Origin of the sequence: Pokkaliibacter plantistimulans (assembly GCF_003194385.1) — a bacterium.
In the GTDB taxonomy this organism is placed as follows: domain Bacteria; phylum Pseudomonadota; class Gammaproteobacteria; order Pseudomonadales; family Balneatricaceae; genus Pokkaliibacter; species Pokkaliibacter plantistimulans.
Genome location: NZ_LAPT01000011.1, coordinates 16,559 through 31,897, shown reverse-complemented (window position 1 = coordinate 31,897; position 15,339 = coordinate 16,559). Strand labels below are relative to the sequence as shown.

The window sequence follows — 15,339 nt, the reverse complement described above, 5'->3', positions numbered from 1 at the left end:
TTGAGCCTGTTTTTGACGCGGTATTCGGCAACACAGATAGATTTTCAACGACCTGTTAAGCCGACACGCAGGCGCTACACACGTCCCTCTCTCCCTGAGAGAGGGCAGCCACACGCTGCACATCTGTATCAGGTAAAAGTGCGTTTCCTCCCGGAAGGGACAGCTACCCGGAAAGGACAGCTACCCGGCAGGGACAGCCCCCATTATCCACCCGCAAGACAGGCAGACAGGATTGTGAACAGATCAAACCCAGTAAGGTATTGGCTTACCGGCCTGCTCGCGCTGATGCTGTGGAGCATGACCACGCTGGCACGGGCCAGCGAGTCTGACACCCAGGCCAACGAGTTTGACACGCTGGCCAGTCAGCTGGCCGCGGCCAGCTTCAAGCAGAAAGGCGAGCTGGTGGAACAACTGGCACAGACTCAGGATCCACGGGCAGCCGCCCTGCTCAGCGCCTTTCTTGAGGGCGAGCTGTACAGCAGCAAAGACAACCCCGCCCAACTGCTGATCAGGCAGGGCACCACCTACAGCGATGCCCTGAGCGGCAGCGTGGTCGCTACTGCCAACGGCAAGAAACTGATCGTCAACAATGCCTTGCGTGGCCAGCTGCGCGACCTGCTGGCCTTTATGAGCCTGCTGTCAAAAGACGCAGGTGAGCGCCTGCAGGCGGCACAGCGCCTGCTCAGCACCGGTTCAACCGCAGAGCAGCTGCCACGCCTGCAGAAAGCCTTCGCCGCGGAAACCGATGAGCAGGTCAGAGCGGTGCTGGGTGATGTCATTGCCGTGGCGGAACTCGGCAGCCCGGACAAGGCGCTGCGTCTGCTGGCCGTCGACACGCTGCGGGGTTCTCTGTCGCCCGAAGTGCGCGCCCGACTGGACGGCGTGGCCCAGCAGGACAGCGATGCCGAAGTCAGGCAGGCTGCCGCCAGCGCGCTTACCTCCATCCAGAGCAAGATTGATTTCAACCTGCTGCTGCAGAACATTTTCTTCGGCCTGAGCCTCGGTTCAGTGCTGTTGCTGGCCGCCGTCGGGCTGGCTATCACCTTCGGCGTCATGGGGGTGATCAACATGGCCCATGGCGAGCTGATCATGATTGGCGCCTACACCACCTGGGTGGTGCAGCAGCTGATGCCCAACCATATTGGCATCAGCATTCTGGTCGCCATTCCCGCCGCCTTCGTGGTGTCCGGGCTGGTCGGTATCGCCATTGAGCGCTGTGTCATCCGTTTCCTCTATGGCCGCCCGCTGGAAACCCTGCTGGCGACTTTCGGCATCAGCCTGATTCTGCAGCAGGCCGTGCGCAGCCTGTTCTCGCCGCTGAACCGGGCGGTGACCACGCCCGACTGGATGAGTGGCTCGTGGCAGATCAACCCGATCCTGTCCCTGACCTATAACCGCCTGTATATCCTGATTTTCGCCCTGATCGTGTTCTTCGCCCTGATGCTGGTCCTGAAGCGCACCAGCCTCGGCCTCAAGGTCCGGGCGGTATCACAGAACCGGGCCATGGCGCGGGCGGTTGGCGTACGCGCCAACCGTGTTGATGCGCTAACCTTCGGCCTCGGTGCCGGTATCGCCGGGGTCGCCGGTGTGGCCCTGTCGCAGCTCACCAACGTTGGCCCCAACCTCGGTCAGGCCTACATCATCGACTCCTTCATGGTGGTGGTGTTCGGTGGTGTCGGCAATCTCTGGGGCACCCTGGTAGGCGCCATGGGCCTTGGGGTCGTCAACAAGTTCCTTGAACCCTATTCCGGCGCGGTGCTGGCCAAGATTCTGGCACTGGTGTTCATCATTCTGTTTATCCAGAAACGGCCACGCGGACTGTTCCCGCAGAAAGGCCGGGCAGCGGAGGCCTGATCATGCTGATACGTCGTCTGTTGGAAAATGATCGGGGCGGTCAGATCGTTCTGCTGGTACTGCTGGCCCTGCTGGTGGTCGTACCGCTGCTGAGTCTGGGCGTTAGTGACACCTCGGTCTGGCATCTGTCGACCTATAACGTCACCCTGCTCGGCAAGTATCTGTGTTACGCCCTGCTGGCTCTGTCGCTGGACCTGATCTGGGGCTACTGCGGCATCCTGTCTCTTGGTCACGGCGCTTTCTTTGCCCTCGGCGGCTATTGCATGGGCATGTACCTGATGCGGCAGATCGGCGACCGCGGCGTCTACGGCAACCCCGAGCTGCCGGACTTCATGGTCTTCCTCAACTGGGATCATCTGCCCTGGTACTGGCATGGCTTCGACATGTTCTGGTTTGCCATGCTGATGGTGGTGCTGGTGCCCGGCCTGCTGGCGCTGGTGTTCGGCTGGCTGGCGTTCCGCTCACGGGTGACCGGTGTCTATCTGTCCATCATCACGCAGGCGCTGACCTATGCCCTGCTGCTGACCTTCTTCCGCAACGAGGCAGGCTTTGGCGGCAACAACGGTCTGACGGACTTCAAGGATATCCTCGGTTTTCCGGTACAGGCCGACACCACCCGCATCGGCCTGTTTATCGCTTCGGTACTGGCGCTGATGCTCGGTTATCTGCTCTGCCGCCTGGTCGTCACCTCACGTCTGGGGCGGGTGATTGTCGCCATCCGTGATGCCGAAAGCCGTACCCGTTTCTCCGGCTATCAGGTTGAGCACTTCAAGCTCTGGCTGTTCGTGCTGTCGGCGATGCTGGCAGGGATTGCCGGTGCACTGTTCGTGCCTCAGGTGGGGATCATCAATCCCGGTGAGTTTTCACCGCTGAACTCCATTGAACTGGTGGTCTGGGTGGCGGTCGGTGGGCGGGCAACATTATTCGGCGCTATCGCCGGTGCCTTCAGCGTCAACTACGCCAAGACCTGGTTTACCTCGCTCTATCCCGAAGCCTGGCTGTTTGCGCTCGGCGCTCTGTTCGTACTGGTTACCCTGTTCCTGCCCAAAGGGCTGGTCGGGCTGGCCGGTCAGCGTAAATGGCGGCGGACGCCCAAGGCTGCTCTCAGCGGCCTGCCCCAGCAACAGGAGTATGCATCATGAGTATGTCGAGTGTGCTGGAAAAACCCGCCAGTCTGCTGGAGCGGGCGCGGGCCAGTTATCCCCGTGACCGGGTGTTCGAGTTCATGCAGCCGAGGCCAGCGTTCGATCAGCCGGTGGATACCCGCAAAGGGCCGATTCTCTATGTGGAAGGGGTGAGCGTCAGCTTTGACGGCTTCAAAGCGCTGAATAACCTGTCGCTGTATATCAACGACGGCGAACTGCGCTGCATCATCGGCCCGAATGGCGCAGGCAAGACCACCATGATGGATGTCATCACCGGCAAGACCCGACCTGATCAGGGTCAGGTGTATTTCGGTCAGACCATCAATCTGCTGGCACTGCAGGAACACGAAATTGCCCGCGGCGGTATCGGCCGCAAATTCCAGAAGCCGACCGTACTGGAAACCCTCAGCGTCTACGACAATCTGGAACTGGCGATGGCGTCCAATAAAGGCGTCTGGTCCTGCCTGCTGCACACACTCAACGGTGAGCAGCGCGACCGTATTGCCGAAGTACTGCACCTGATCCGCCTCACCGCACAGGCCAGACAGCAGGCGGGCGCCCTGTCGCACGGGCAGAAGCAATGGCTGGAGATCGGCATGCTGCTGATGCAGAACCCCCGCATCCTGCTGGTGGATGAACCGGTAGCCGGGATGACCGGCGAGGAAACCGAGCGCACCGCCGAACTGCTGACCTCGCTGGCCGGGCGCCATGCCGTCATTGTGGTCGAGCATGACATGGCCTTTGTGCGCTCCATCGCCCGCACTGTCACGGTGCTGCATCAGGGCTCGGTACTGGCCGAAGGGTCGATGGACAAGATCCAGAACGATCCGAAGGTTATTGAAGTCTATCTGGGGGAATAAGGGATTCAGCCATGCTAGAGGTCAACGCAGTAAATCAGTTCTACGGTGAAAGCCATACCCTCTGGGATCTGTCGCTGAGTATTCCCAAAGGCGGCTGCGTCTGCCTGATGGGCCGCAACGGTGTCGGCAAGACCACCCTGCTGAAGGCCGTCATGGGCCTGTTACCGATACGCTCAGGGCAGATCGAGTTTGACGGTCAGCCGGTCAACAGCCTTAGTACCGAAGCCCGCGCCTGTGCGGGCATCGGCTACGTGCCGCAGGGGCGGGAAATCTTCCCGATGCTGACCGTGGAGGAAAACCTGCAGATTTCCCTCGGCGCGCGCAAGGATCGCAGCAGGAAGATCCCCGACAAGATCTATCAGCTGTTCCCGGTACTGAAGGAGATGCGTCATCGCCGCGGGGGCGACCTGTCCGGCGGCCAGCAGCAACAGCTGGCCATTGGCCGTGCGCTGGTGCTGGAACCCAAGATGCTGATCCTGGATGAACCTACCGAGGGCATTCAGCCCAATATCGTGCGAGAAATTGGTGAAGTGATCCGCACCCTCAATCAGCAGGAAGGGCTGACCGTGCTGCTGGTGGAACAAAAGCTGCCTTTTGCGCGTCGGGTGGGCAGTGATTTCCGCCTGCTCGACAAGGGCCAGCTGGTGGCGCAGGGGCCGATGGCCGAGCTGACCGACGCCGTGGTGAAAGAGTATCTGAGTGTCTGAAGTAGATGGGTATGTGTCGCTGCCACAGCAACCTCAGCCCGGTACTTTTATGAATAAAGCCAAGCACTTACACGCAGGGAGATAGACATACACACACAACATAACGGGAAATACATTTATGCCCTGATTGACGGCGCCTTTGGGTGTGTCTATCACGACAAAGAAAGTAATTTTTCTACAAAACGCCCCGGCGCTTTCGAATTTCCCCGGCTTTGATCCATAATACTGAGACTTTTACATGACTGAGTGCTGCTGCTTCTTTCATCAGTCCTGCTGATGAATCAGACCACGGCATTTTGCATGCACTTTGCATTTCCCTGGTCCACATCGTGGACTCTAACCTTATTCAGGAATGTCTCATGGTCAGTCAGGCAGTTACGCGACCACTGCTTCGCGTCGTTGCTACCGTTCTGGTAGCTTTCTCAGCCGCCGTTGGCCTGTCAGGCGCACAGGCCAGCGATGCGCCCTATCCCGCAGATCGTCCGGTGTTGACTATTACTGCGGCCCACCATGAGCCGGTTGTGCTCACCCTGCAACAGCTGGAAGCCATGCCTTCCAAAACCATTGGTGCCTTCTTCCCCAACCTGAACGACAGCGACCATTCCTCGCAGTGGCGTGGTATTCCCCTCAGTGAAGTGCTGAAGCTGGTTGATGAAAAAAACAAAGGCATCAGCGTATTTGCATTGAACAATTATTCTCATCCGATTCCTGCTGACGATATCACTCAATACGACCCGATTGTGGCCTATCAGCGCGATGGCAATTATATGGCGGTGCGCAACTATGGGCCGCTGATTGTCATATACCCATTGGATGACAAGCCGAATCTGCGTAATCAGGATGTGTATGCCCGCATGGTATGGCAGGTAGAAAAGATAGTTGTAGACGCTGAGTAATCAACGATGCGGTATCTCTGGCAGCTGTTCGTCGAGATGCTGAAGGATCGACGCCAGCGGATGGTGTTGGTGACGGTGCTTGCCCTGGCGATTTTCTGCGCCATGGTGGCAGGCACTGCCCTGAAGCTGGTCAATGAACAGAATGACATTCTGGCGCAACCCAAGCTGCTGGTTAAAGGGGGTATCTGGCACCTTTATCGCGCCTATTACGAACTGAACGACCTGCCCAATACGCTGGAAGGCGTCGACTCCGGTCAGCTTGATCCCTACAAGCTGTCGATCCGGTTGCAGGTCGTCGCCAGTCTGCTGGATATCGTGCACAGCCTGCAGAAAGATGCCTTCGCCACCGATGAAAAGGGCGAAAGTCAACGCACGCTGCTGCATATGATGGATCAGATCAACCACTGGGATCAGCAAGCCTCCAGCAGCACGCCCCTCAGTGACAGCCAGTTACATCAGCTGACAGGCGATGTCCGCCAGCAGCTGCCCAAACTCCTGCATGACATCAACGATCTGGCGGGCACCGCCAACGTCTCGCAAGCCAGTCTGATCGACAGCATGCGCTATCACTATCGCGATCTGTTTATTCAGCTGGCCTGGGCCGTGGGTGGCCTGGGCATCGCTGGTTTGACTCTGGTGATCTATCTGCTCAGCTACATTTTCCGTGAACGTCGCCTGAGCGACAGCCTCAGCGAAATGAACAGTTTTCTTGAGCTGCGGGTGGAAGAGCGCGCTCATGATGTACTGGAGCGGGAGGAGCGTCTCAAGGCGATTCTGGAAACCAGCCCCAGCGACGTCATCCTGATTCATCCCGATGGCAAGGTACATTTCGTCAACGAACGCCTGCTGCAGCGTCTGAACTGCACCTCGTACCAGACCTTTTCTCTCGACCACTTCTTTGCCGACGCCGATGCAGGCCGTACCTTCTGCCGCAATCTGTCGTCCCAGCAGCTGATCGATGAAGTGGAGATGCGCATCGGCATCCGCGATCCTTACTGGGGCGTAGTCTCCGGACGGGTGCTCTATATCGAGCAGGAACCGGCTTACCTGATCTGGAGCTATGACATCAGCCAGCGCAAGGCGATGGAGCAGGAACTGGTCAAGCTGGCCAGCACCGATACCCTCACCGGGCTGCACAACCATCATTCCTTTATCCAGCAGTCCCGCTGCTGGCTGGTCAACAGTACCCAACCCGCCTTCTGTGCCTTGCTGATGATCGACATCGATCACTTCAAACAGATCAATGACAATTACGGCCATGCCATCGGTGATCAGGCCATCCAGTCCGTAGCCCATACCCTGCAGGCTGGTCTGCGCAAAGGGGAAATCCTCGGACGCATCAACGGCGAGAAGTTCGCGCTGCTGATGCCCATCAGCACCAACGAAGACATCTTCAGCCTGATGGAAGCCTTGCGCCAGCGCATCGAAACCCGCCCCATGACCATTCAGGATTACACCCTGTATCTGACAGTCAGCGTCGGTGCCGCCTTCTATCGCCCGTCCATGAGTATCGAAGAGCTGCTGGAGCGCGCCGATACCTCCCTCTATCAGGCCAAAGCCATGGGCCGCAACCGGGTGGCTGTCTGGTCTGACTAACCCCGCCGGGCGGCTCATGCTGCCAGTGCGGTGGTTACATAACCGTCCTTTCCAATTCTTTACATAACTCCTAAACTGACCGCCGGTCTGTAAACTTGCGTATTGCTGCCTAATTCTGTGCCTAATCTGCACGATCAGTCTGCTATGGCTGTCGTGGGTTTACGCGGTCTGCCGCCCCTCAACGCAGATTCTGCCTGCCTTGCAGACAGACACCCAGCCCTAAAAACAAGAGATGTCACTGATGAAAAGCGCCACATGGATAGCCGTGCTGTTAGTGATTTGCCTGGCCGTTTGGCTGGTCAGCGGTGGGGAAGTCGTCACCGCCGCCACTGAGCCTCCCGCGCCACAGCAAGCCGATGCCCCCGCCTCCTCTGCTCCCGTCAGGGTGGAAGTGCTGCACTCAGCAGCTCAGAGCATCACCCGCAACGTCATTATTCAGGGTCAGGTAGAGGCCCGCCGGGTGGTGCGCCTGAAAGCCGAGACCAGTGGCCGGGTCAAAGAGCTGCCCATTGCCCGCGGCAGCCGGGTCGGCAGCGGCACCTTGCTGGTAGCACTGGAGCTGAACGAACGGGAAGCACAGCGGCAACAGGCCGAAGCTCAGGTGCGCCAGTACGAATATGAGCTTAAGGCAGCCGAAACCCTGAAGCAGAAAGGCTTACAGGCAGATACCCGGCTGATGGAACTGCGCGCCCAACTGGCAGCCGCCCGTGCCAGCCTGGCCAGCAGCGTGCAGGATATTGCCCATACCCGCATCAGTGCTCCCATCGACGGTATTCTTGATCAGCGCCCACTGGAAGTGGGTGACTTTCTCGACCGCGGCGATGCTGTCGCCACGCTGGTGGATGACTCTGAAGTCAAGGTCACGGCGATGGTGCCGCAAAACCATCTGCCCAGCCTGCATCTGGGCCAAGCGGCCTCCGCCCGACTGCTCGACGGTCGCGAGTTGCAAGGGCAACTCAGCTATATCGCCACAGAAGCTGAAAGTGGCAGTCGCAGCTATCGGGTCGAAGTCAGCGTTGCTAACCCCGAACACCAGCGTCTGATTGGCATGTCGGCAACGTTGCAGTTGCCTGTCGCCAGCGTCAGGGCGCATTTGCTCTCCCCTGCATTACTCAGTCTGAACAGCCGCAATCAACTGGTGATCAAGGCTGTGGATGCCCGTCAGCAGGTAGCGGAGTATCCGGTCAGCATCGTGCGTACCGCCGAAGACGGAGTGTGGCTGAGTGGTCTGCCCGACGAGGTGGACGTCATCAGCACAGGTCAGGGCTTCGTCAGTGCAGGCGACCCCATAGAGCCTGTCGCTGTTACCACTCTGACCTCACAGGGAGGCTGAGGTATGCTGACGCTGATTCGGGCGGCTGTGGATCGCAGCCGTACCACCTTGTTGCTGCTGCTGTTCCTGCTGCTGGCCGGGGCGATGGCATTCAATGCCATTCCCAAGGAATCCGACCCCGACGTCGCCATTCCCATGATCTATGTCTCCCTGAGCCACGAGGGCATCGCACCGGCAGATGCCGAACGCCTGCTGGTGCGACCGATGGAGAACGAGCTGAAGTCCATTGAGGGAGTGAAGGAAATGACCGCCTTCGCCTCGGAAGGCCATGCCTCGGTCATGCTGGAGTTCGATGCCGGTTTCGATGCCCGCAAAGCACTGGACGATGTGCGCGAGAAAGTCGATACCGCCAAATCCAAACTGCCCGCCGACACTGATGAACCCGTTGTGCATGAAATCAATGTGGCGCTGTTTCCGGTGCTGTCCATCGCCCTCTCTGGCCCCTTGCCTGAGAACCTGCTGGTGCAATACGCCCGCGCCCTGCGTGATGACATTGAAGCGATCCCCGGTGTACTGGAAGTGGAGATCGCCGGGGATCGCGAAGAACAGCTGGAGATTCTGGTCGATCCACTGGTACTCGACAGTTATCAGGTCAACTATGCCGATCTGTTCGCCACGGTGCAGAACAACAATCAGCTGGTGGCCGCCGGCGCGCTGGATACCGGCTCTGGGCGGATGGTGCTGAAGGTGCCGGGGGTGATCGAAGACATCAACGACCTGCTGTCATTGCCAGTCAAGACCGTGGGCAGCACGGTGGTGCGCTTCGCCGATGTGGCTACGGTGCGCCGCACCTTCAAGGATCCCCAGGGCTTTGCCCGGGTCAACGGCCAGCCGGCGCTGACCCTGCAGGTGAAGAAGCGGGTGGGTGCCAATATCATCGACACCATTGATGCCGTGCAGCAGGTGGTGGCACGCCACCAGCAGGTATGGCCCGCCCCGCTGGCCATGAGCTATATCCTTGATCAGTCCGGGCAGATCAAGGTGATGCTCAGCGATCTGCTCAATAACGTCGCTTCGGCCATCATTCTGGTGATGATCATCATCCTTGCCGCCATGGGAGTACGCTCATCGCTGCTGGTCGGGTTGGCCATTCCGGGCTCCTTTCTCAGCGGCATCCTGATCCTCTACGGCATCGGCTACACCCTCAATATCGTGGTGCTGTTCTCACTGATTCTGGTGGTGGGGATGCTGGTGGATGGCGCCATTGTGGTGATCGAGCTGGCTGACCGTCTGCAGCAACAGGGCCACAGTGCACGTGAAGCCTACACCCAGGCCGCAGCGAGAATGGCCTGGCCGGTCATTGCCTCAACGGCCACTACACTGGTGGTGTTTCTGCCATTGCTGTTCTGGCCCGGTGTAGTGGGCCAGTTCATGAAGTACCTGCCGATGACGGTACTGATCTGCCTTAGCGCCTCACTGTTCATGGCCCTGATCTTTATGCCGGTGCTGGGCGCCGTACTCAGTCGCCGCCAGCCGCGGCAGCTGATTCAGCTCAACACCCAGGCATCAGCACTGACCCGGGGCTATGCCAGCCTGCTGGCACGCCTGCTACGCCGTCCGGCACTAACCCTGCTGGCGGCGGTACTGATGCTGATTGGCGCCTATGTAGCCTATGGCCACTGGGGGCACGGGGTGGAGTTTTTCCCGGAAGTGGAGCCAGAATCTGCTCAGGTCCTGATCCATGCCCGTGGCGATCTGTCGATCGAGGAAAAGGATACGCTGGTACGCCGGGTGGAAGCCCGCCTGCAGGGGATGACTGAGCTGCAGGCGCTGTCGGCACGCTCCTTCAATCAGGGTGATACCCAGATGAGCGAAGACACCATCGGCCAGCTGCAGTTTCAGTTCATCGACTGGTTTCGCCGCCGTCCGGCGGATGCCATTCTTGCCGATATGCGCCAGCGCACGGCAGACCTTGCAGGTATCCTGCTGGAATTCAACAAGGCCGAAAATGGTCCGGGTCAGGGCAAGCCCATCGAGCTGCAGATATCAGGCGGTACGGATGAGCAACGTAATGCGGCCGTGGCTCTGATCCGTCAGCGCATGAACAGTCTCGGTGGCTTTGCCGAGGCAGAAGATGACCGCGCGCTGCCCGGTATCGAATGGCGTCTGCAGGTGGATCGCGAAGAAGCGGCTCGTTTCGGCGCCGATATCGTCACCATCGGCAACGCCGTACAGCTGATTACCACCGGTATCAAGGTCGCGGACTACCGCCCGGATGACAGTGATGATGAGGTGGATATCCGCGTCCGCCTGCCCGCCGGGCAGCGTTCACTGGGGCAGTTGGATACCATGACGATCAATACCCAGCAGGGGATGGTGGCACTGAGCAACTTCGTCCGGCTGCAGCCCATGCCCAAAACCGGCACCCTGACCCGGGTTGATACACGCCGCACCCTGACCATCAAGAGTGAGGTGGCGCCGGGCTATTTGGCCGACGATCAGGTCCACGCTCTGCAGCAGTCACTGAAGGGCGAGAGCTGGCCTGCGACCCTGCGTTTTGAGTTCAAGGGGGAGGATGAAGATCAGCGGGAAACCATGCGTTTTCTGTCACTGGCCTTTGTCACTTCGCTCTTCCTGATGACGCTGATTCTGCTGACGCAGTTCAACAGCCTGTATCAGAGCCTGCTGATCCTGTCGGCTATTGTGTTCTCTACTGCCGGTGTGCTGCTGGGGCTGCTGATTACCGCTCAGCCTTTCGGCATCGTCATGTGTGGTTTGGGCATCATTGCCTTAGCAGGGATAGTGGTGAACAACAACATTGTGCTGATTGATGCCTACAACGAGATGCGCAGCAAAGGCATGGCGCCACTGGAGGCGGCCCTGGAAACCGGCAAGCTGCGTCTGCGCCCGGTGTTTCTGACAGCCATCACCACGGTGCTGGGGCTGATCCCGATGGTGCTGTCACTCAACGTCGACCTGCTCAACCGACAAGTTGCCTGGGGAGCGCCATCAACGCAATGGTGGACGCAGCTGTCATCAGCCATCGCGGGAGGCCTGACCTTCGCTACCCTGCTGACGCTGTTTCTGACCCCCTGTTTACTGGTGCTGGGCGAACAGCTCCTCAGCCGCAGCAACGCAAGGGCCGTGAATGCGCATAGTGCAGTCGACACAGCCGCAGCGGAAACCGATCAGCAGAAACAATTACGCCGTGGCTGACCACGGCGTAATTTGGAATGGAATTAAAGGCTGTCGATGTTACAGCGGATGCGGGAAGGCACGTGCTGCGTGGCGATGATTCACACCTGACGGCGTTACATAGAAGCGCGCCTCTTCATCGGTACACTGACCTGCGCGCCCACAGCTCAGATCGTCGTCTTCACACAGGCAATGGCGCTTGTCCAGGCTGTCAGGGACAGGCGATGGCATCGACTGCTGCAGAAATCCAAAGGTAAAGAAGCGGCCAAACAGATGGGCAACATAGTGGTGACGAACACGTTTTTGCACTGCGCTGATGTTGACCATGGAATCTACCTGTGGGTTACGGCGGCTGCCGGACACTATTTATTGCTTAGTGTTGAGCAAAATATGTACCAGCAGCCGACCTACTCACCCAAAGGGCGTCTTACTTTCTCTGCCAGCCTGAAGTAACTGGCTATACATCAAGGGTTTAGCTCGTTTCCTTGTTGCGATAGCTGTAAGTCGCCTTGAACCGCGACTGAATCCAGTCACCACTGGTAACAGGCTGGTAACGCAATGGATGCTCCGTATCGATGCATGTGGGTAGGGTGGTAACCAACGTATCGAAGTCCGGCTCCACAAAGAACGGGCTGGAATAGCGATGCACTCCGGCCTGCGGGCTGACTACCCGATGAGCCGTGGAGCGATAGATATCGTTGGTCCAGTGCTGCATCAGGTCACCGATATTGACCACGTAACTGTCTTCGATAGGGGTGGCATCAATCCACTGACCATCGACACCGCGTACTTGCAAGCCACCAATCTGATCCTGGCGCAGCAAGGTGATGCAGCCGTAGTCGGTGTGGGCGCCTGCGCCATTGTCATGCACCTGCTCGGGGCGGGGTGGGTAGTGAATCACCCGCAGCACCGTAACATGGGTGGAGAAGGACTGACTGAAGAAGTCTTCTGGCATCTTCAGTGCCAGTGCCATCGCCTTGAGGATACGCATCGCCACGGGGAACAGCTCAGCGTAGTAGCGCTCCATCAATGACTGAAAACCTTCCAGCTGCGGATAGCGGTTGGGGCCATACATGCTGGGGCAGCGCTCAACATAGGCGTGCTCCTCAGGCAAATGCAGCGCCATATCGAATGTTTCCTTCCAGTCTGTTGGCTTGCCTTCCTCCAGCTGCTCAGCACCGATGGAGCCATAACCACGATGGTTGGGACTCTGAGTAATATCGATGGCACGCTTGTCGGTATCCGGCAGGGCGAAGAAACGCGCCGACATGTCAAATACCTGCTGTACCAAAGCCGGATCGACGCCATGGCCGGTGACGTAGAAGAAGCCACGGTCGCGACAGGCAGTATCGATAGCGTCAATGACGGGCTGCCAGGCCTGACGGTCTTCCAGCGCCAGGGGAGAGATATCGATCAGCGGAATACTGCTCATGGTTAATTTCCTGTCTGCATCCTCAGTGAGAGGACAAGCATGTAAACGAAAGGCTCCCGCAGGAGCCTTTCGTGTATTGCATGAGTGCAACGGGTTATTGTGGGATCTTGTCGTCGATGCCTTCAACATACCAGTTGACCTGCGCCAGCTCTTCATCTGTCAGAGCATGACCTGCGGCAACCACTTCCTTACCAGTGTTGTCCTTGATCGGGCCGGTAAAGGGTTTCAGCTCGCCTGATTTGATCTTGGCATAGGTATCATTGATAGCCTGTTTCACGTCAGCTGGCAGATTGTCGTTGATAGACGCCAACTGCAGCACATCTTCGTGGAAGCCACCCCAGTAATCCTGAGGCTTGTAGGTGCCATCCATAACGGACTGCACAACCTTGATGTAGTAAGGAGCCCAGTGGTCACGCACGGAGTAAACATGGGCATTGGGCGCAAACTTGGACATGTCTGACGCCTGACCAATAGCACGTACGCCACCACGCTTCTCTGCAGCGATCAGCGGTGCAGGGCTGTCAGTGTGCTGAATCAGCACGTCGACACCCTGATCCATCAGAGCATTGGCTGCATCAGCTTCTTTACCGGGATCGTACCAGGTGTTAGCCCAGACGATCTTCAGCTTGACGTTGGGGTTAACGCTCTTGGCACCCATGTAGACCGCATCGATGTCACGAATCACTTCAGGAATGGGGAAAGCACCGATATAACCAATGGTATTGGACTTGGTCAGCATGCCTGCTGCAACGCCAGACACGTAGCGACCTTCATAGGTACGCAGCACGTAGGTGCCCATGTTAGGCAGGCGTTTGTAACCGGTAGCATGTTCAAAAATGACGTTGGGGAATTTCTTCGCCACCTTGTAGGTCGCATTCATAAAACCAAAGGAGGTGGTGAAGATCACCTTGTTTCCATCTTTGGCCAGCTGAGTGATAACACGCTCGGCATCAGCGCCTTCAGGAACGTTTTCAACGTAGGTGGTTTTTACCTTGCCGTTGAAGTATTTCTCCATCTCCTGACGACCCTGGTCGTGCTCGTAGCTCCACCCCAGGTCACCCACCGGGCCAACATACACAAAGCCTACTTTCAAGGGTTCTTCTGCCTGGGCCATCACAGCACAGGTCATCAGTCCCAGACCTGCCAGCAACTGCTTCAGTTTGAGTTTCATCGATCAGATCTCTCGTCTCTTATTGGAGGGAGCCGGAGCAGGAGTGCCCGGTCACTAGCGAATACATTGCTTCAAAACGGTGCCTGAGTATCCTTTTACCGCGTCTGCCATTGCATGATGCAACGCATTCAGCAGCACACAGTAAAGTGTTGCAGAGTCAGACAACAGGTAACCCCTCTGGTAGCAAAAAACTGGCCAACTGGTCAATTTCTTGCAAACTCACAGACAGCCGCTTCTTTATATAGCCCATCGGCCAAGCGATCACACCAAAATAGTGCATAAGCCCGTTTTCGGACTTAACGGTGCGCCAACTCAGATCAGCGAGATTGCTTACTTTGTCACTGCCGATGCAACCTCTGGTAAAGGTTGCATCACGCAGCGTTGCAAATAGAAAACAGTCCGCACTTTCATTTCGTGACCAGCAGTCATAAAATGACCGGACGTTCACAGAATAACAGCGAAAGCATTTATGACTGCTCCAAGCCTCAAGCAACGTCAGTTTCAGGAACGCGAAGGTGCCATCATCAGCGCAGCATTGAAGCTGTTCGATCAGGACCAGTGGCAGCAGGTAACCGTGGCGGATATCGCCAGCGAAGCTCAGATTGCCAAAGGAACTGTTTACAAACACTTTGCCAGTAAAGAAGAACTGTGCGGGCGCATCATGCTCGACTTTCATCAAGGTTTACTGGAGACCTTTGAGCAGGCGTTACCTAACGCCAACACCCTGAGCCTGATCAGGGACATGATCAGACGGGCCTTCGATCATTATCTGGCCCATCCGGCAGCGGCCCGAGTGAGTTATGCCTGTCGCTGCAACAGTTTCATCCAGCGCCTGCCCGATCCATTGCGTGTGCGTGGTGAGGAGCTGGACAGTGCTTTCTTTGGTTTTTTTGCCGATGTGCTTCTGCAGGGCATGCGAAGTGGTCAGATACCACAGCGTCCTGTAGAGCAACTGATTTTGCCCATCCACGCCATATTCGATGGTGCCATGGGCAAGATCTGGCGTAACGAATATCAGGAGATACCTGACTCCGATGTCTCACTGGAGCAGTTTCTCGACATTATTACCAATTTTGTCATTGCCAGTATCGTGGCCCCCATTGCCGATGATGACCTGCCCGGAACAACAGGACACAAGGACATCACCCAATGCGAGAAGAGCCGGCTGGCGTCAGCGACACACTGAATTCAAGACTACAGAGGAAGGGTG

The 15,339-nt window shown here is 57.7% G+C and carries 12 protein-coding genes; 9 read left to right on the top strand and 3 right to left on the bottom strand.

Annotated elements, in window-relative coordinates; genetic code table 11:
• Nucleotides 1-234 precede the first annotated feature (234 nt).
• The 8 genes from urtB (at nucleotide 235) to WH50_RS03275 (ending at nucleotide 11,547) form a co-directional block, all read left to right on the top strand.
• The gene (gene urtB / locus WH50_RS03310; RefSeq protein WP_341476820.1) at nucleotides 235-1,854 is read left to right on the top strand and encodes an urea ABC transporter permease subunit UrtB; all 1,620 of its coding nucleotides are present in this window, start codon (nucleotides 235-237) and stop codon (nucleotides 1,852-1,854) included.
• 2 nt (nucleotides 1,855-1,856) lie between these two features.
• Entirely contained in the window at nucleotides 1,857-2,996 is a 1,140-nt protein-coding gene (gene urtC / locus WH50_RS03305) for an urea ABC transporter permease subunit UrtC (protein ID WP_110186015.1), read from the top strand.
• A 2-nt stretch (nucleotides 2,997-2,998) separates the two neighbouring features.
• Nucleotides 2,999-3,859: an urea ABC transporter ATP-binding protein UrtD gene (gene urtD / locus WH50_RS03300; RefSeq protein WP_207780159.1), complete on the top strand. Its 861-nt coding sequence runs from the start codon at nucleotides 2,999-3,001 to the stop codon at nucleotides 3,857-3,859.
• A gap of 11 nt (nucleotides 3,860-3,870) precedes the next feature.
• Nucleotides 3,871-4,566 carry an urea ABC transporter ATP-binding subunit UrtE gene (urtE, locus tag WH50_RS03295; protein ID WP_110186014.1) on the top strand — a complete coding sequence of 232 codons (696 nt, stop codon included), beginning with the start codon at nucleotides 3,871-3,873 and terminating at the stop codon, nucleotides 4,564-4,566.
• A gap of 359 nt (nucleotides 4,567-4,925) precedes the next feature.
• A complete protein-coding gene (locus tag WH50_RS03290; protein WP_110186013.1) occupies nucleotides 4,926-5,462 on the top strand; it encodes a putative pterin-binding protein in 537 nt (178 codons plus the stop codon).
• A gap of 6 nt (nucleotides 5,463-5,468) precedes the next feature.
• Nucleotides 5,469-7,058 (top strand): sensor domain-containing diguanylate cyclase, encoded by a 1,590-nt coding sequence (locus WH50_RS03285; protein WP_110186012.1) that lies wholly within the window; start codon nucleotides 5,469-5,471, stop codon nucleotides 7,056-7,058.
• Nucleotides 7,059-7,299: 241 nt separating this feature from the next.
• Nucleotides 7,300-8,391, top strand: coding sequence for an efflux RND transporter periplasmic adaptor subunit (locus tag WH50_RS03280; protein ID WP_165838288.1), 1,092 nt, complete (start codon nucleotides 7,300-7,302; stop codon nucleotides 8,389-8,391).
• A gap of 3 nt (nucleotides 8,392-8,394) precedes the next feature.
• On the top strand, nucleotides 8,395-11,547 hold the full coding sequence (locus WH50_RS03275) for an efflux RND transporter permease subunit (RefSeq protein ID WP_110186010.1): 3,153 nt from the start codon (nucleotides 8,395-8,397) through the stop codon (nucleotides 11,545-11,547).
• A 39-nt stretch (nucleotides 11,548-11,586) separates the two neighbouring features.
• Here WH50_RS03275 and WH50_RS03270 read toward each other — a convergent pair whose 3' ends face one another.
• From WH50_RS03270 to WH50_RS03260, 3 genes are all read right to left on the bottom strand, one after another.
• Entirely contained in the window at nucleotides 11,587-11,853 is a 267-nt protein-coding gene (locus WH50_RS03270) for a hypothetical protein (RefSeq protein ID WP_110186009.1), read from the bottom strand.
• Nucleotides 11,854-11,998: 145 nt separating this feature from the next.
• Nucleotides 11,999-12,958, bottom strand: coding sequence for an isopenicillin N synthase family dioxygenase (locus WH50_RS03265; protein ID WP_110186008.1), 960 nt, complete (start codon nucleotides 12,956-12,958; stop codon nucleotides 11,999-12,001).
• A 94-nt stretch (nucleotides 12,959-13,052) separates the two neighbouring features.
• The gene (locus WH50_RS03260) at nucleotides 13,053-14,129 is read right to left on the bottom strand and encodes a BMP family ABC transporter substrate-binding protein (RefSeq protein WP_110186007.1); all 1,077 of its coding nucleotides are present in this window, start codon (nucleotides 14,127-14,129) and stop codon (nucleotides 13,053-13,055) included.
• A gap of 469 nt (nucleotides 14,130-14,598) precedes the next feature.
• On the opposite strand from WH50_RS03260, the gene WH50_RS03255 reads away from it, so the two are divergent.
• Complete coding sequence (locus WH50_RS03255; protein ID WP_110186006.1) at nucleotides 14,599-15,315, top strand: TetR/AcrR family transcriptional regulator; 717 nt, start codon at nucleotides 14,599-14,601, stop codon at nucleotides 15,313-15,315.
• Nucleotides 15,316-15,339: the final 24 nt, after the last annotated feature.

Excerpts from the sequence above, each read along its gene's own strand:
- urtC (WP_110186015.1), top strand. The coding sequence starts at position 1,857 with ATGCTGATACGTCGTCTGTTGGAAAATGATCGGGGCGGTCAGATCGTT.
- urtD (WP_207780159.1), top strand. The coding sequence starts at position 2,999 with ATGTCGAGTGTGCTGGAAAAACCCGCCAGTCTGCTGGAGCGGGCGCGG.
- urtE (WP_110186014.1), top strand. The coding sequence starts at position 3,871 with ATGCTAGAGGTCAACGCAGTAAATCAGTTCTACGGTGAAAGCCATACC.
- WH50_RS03290 (WP_110186013.1), top strand. The coding sequence starts at position 4,926 with ATGGTCAGTCAGGCAGTTACGCGACCACTGCTTCGCGTCGTTGCTACC.
- WH50_RS03285 (WP_110186012.1), top strand. The coding sequence starts at position 5,469 with ATGCGGTATCTCTGGCAGCTGTTCGTCGAGATGCTGAAGGATCGACGC.
- WH50_RS03280 (WP_165838288.1), top strand. The coding sequence starts at position 7,300 with ATGAAAAGCGCCACATGGATAGCCGTGCTGTTAGTGATTTGCCTGGCC.
- WH50_RS03275 (WP_110186010.1), top strand. The coding sequence starts at position 8,395 with ATGCTGACGCTGATTCGGGCGGCTGTGGATCGCAGCCGTACCACCTTG.
- WH50_RS03270 (WP_110186009.1), bottom strand. The coding sequence starts at position 11,853 with ATGGTCAACATCAGCGCAGTGCAAAAACGTGTTCGTCACCACTATGTT.
- WH50_RS03265 (WP_110186008.1), bottom strand. The coding sequence starts at position 12,958 with ATGAGCAGTATTCCGCTGATCGATATCTCTCCCCTGGCGCTGGAAGAC.
- WH50_RS03260 (WP_110186007.1), bottom strand. The coding sequence starts at position 14,129 with ATGAAACTCAAACTGAAGCAGTTGCTGGCAGGTCTGGGACTGATGACC.
- WH50_RS03255 (WP_110186006.1), top strand. The coding sequence starts at position 14,599 with ATGACTGCTCCAAGCCTCAAGCAACGTCAGTTTCAGGAACGCGAAGGT.